This window comes from Terrabacter sp. P5_B1, assembly GCF_056400505.1.
On the sequence record NZ_JBFULD010000519.1, the window covers coordinates 1 to 1,715 of the forward strand.

Here is a 1,715-nt window from a genome sequence, read left to right on the forward strand (position 1 = left end):
GGCCTGGAGCAGGTGTCCTCGTGACGCGCGACGACGTCGCGGAGCGGCCCGGCAGGACCGTGAGGGCGAGGCCCATGGCGACGACGGCGAGCGCCGCCACCGCGCCGACGACGGCGGACCAGCCGGGACCTGACCACACGTAGCCCAGCACCCAGCCGACGAGCGCGGACCCGCTGTAGTAGAAGACGTTGTAGAGCGCCGTCGCCTGGGCCCGCCCGGTCGTGGCTCGGGCGCCCACCCAGGCGGATGCCGTCGCGTGAGAAGCGAAGAAGCCTGCGGTGAGCACGAGGAGTCCGAGGACGACCGCGGCCAGCGCGCTCGAGAGGGTGAGCAGGGCACCCACGACCATGGTCAGGGTGCCGCCGAGGAGCACGCGGCGCCGCCCGAGACGCGGCACCCAGCGGCCCGTCAGGCGCGAGCTGACGGTGCCCGCGGCATACGCAGCGAAGATCAGCGACCCGACCGTCGCGGGCAGCCCGAACTCGGTCCCCTCGAGGCGGAAGGCGAGGTAGTTGTAGACCGCGACGAAGCCACCCATGAGCAGGGCGCCCTGGGCGTAGAGCGCGAGCAGCGCCGGGTCGCGCAGGCTCGTGCGGATGCCGTCGGCGACGGTCCGTGCGGTGGTGGCGGTCGACGGTCGGTAGCCGCGCGGACGGGGCATGAGGCGCAGGAACACCACGGAGGCCACGGCGCACACGGCCGCCACGGTGAGCAGCGCCGGGCGCCAGCCCACGAGGCCGGCGAGGGGTCCGGCGATGAGGCGTCCGGCAGCGCCGCCGACCGTCGTGCCGGAGATGTAGGCCGCGGCGGCGGCCGCCGTGTGTCGCTCGTGCACCTCGTCGTGGAGATAGGTGACCGCCAGGGCCGGGAGGCCGCCGAGGGCCATGCCCTCGACGAGGCGGAGCGCGAGGAGGACCTCGATGGTCGGGGCGAGCGCGACGAGGACGCCTAGCACGGTCGAGGCGATGATGGCCACCTGCATCGCCCGCAGCCGGCCGACGCGGTCGGCCACCCATGACCACGGCAGGACGGCGAGCGCGACACCGAGGGTGGCGAGCGAGACGGACAGGGCGGCGTCGGCCGGACTCACGCGGAGCCCGCGGGCCAGGGTCGGGAGCAGCCCTTGCGGTGAGTAGAGCTGCGCGAAGGTCGCGACTCCCGCGGCGCCGAGCCCGACGAGGATGCGACGGTACTCGCGGCTCGCGGGAAGGTGTCCGGCCCAGGTCATGCGCTCGTCCCGGACCGCGCTCAGCCGGCCATCGCGAGCACCAGTGCGATGAGACCGCCGACGAGCAGGGCTGCGACCGCGAGGCCGGCGAAGACGAGACCGATGCGCTGGTCGCGCACCTTCCGTCCGGATCCCTCCACGAGCACCGCCTCCATCGGCTCGACCGGCTCTACGGACCCGGGGCGCTCCGCGGGCATCTGGTCTCCGTTGGGTCCTGAGTTCATGGGAGCTCCATCGGTCGGGGCCTGGGGGTCACGGTGGCTGGGCATGGCAGACGAGCCTATCGCCGCGGAGGTTTCGGACCCGGTTCGTGTGCGCCGTCGGCCGTGCGTGTCCGTCAGACTGCGGCGGGCTCGGCGACGTCCGGGGTGGGCCGTCCGTGCGCCTCGTCCAGGGCGCGGGCGCCCCACACCGGGTCGCCGTCCAGACGTGACGCACCGCAGAGCGCTGCGACCTCGTCCGTGGCCCCCTGGGCCGCGAGGTGCAC

At 74.3% G+C, this 1,715-nt stretch carries 2 protein-coding genes; both read right to left on the reverse strand.

The window, feature by feature from the left end:
• Window positions 1-1,228, reverse strand: a 1,228-nt coding sequence (locus tag AC1DP0_RS21585) for an MFS transporter (RefSeq protein WP_478088577.1), incomplete at its 3' end; no start/stop codon positions are given.
• 20 nt (window positions 1,229-1,248) lie between these two features.
• Complete coding sequence (locus AC1DP0_RS21590; RefSeq protein ID WP_478088579.1) at window positions 1,249-1,452, reverse strand: hypothetical protein; 204 nt, start codon at window positions 1,450-1,452, stop codon at window positions 1,249-1,251.
• Window positions 1,453-1,715: the final 263 nt, after the last annotated feature.

Coding starts and splice junctions, on each gene's coding strand:
- AC1DP0_RS21590 (WP_478088579.1), bottom strand. CDS start 1,452: ATGAACTCAGGACCCAACGGAGACCAGATGCCCGCGGAGCGCCCCGGG.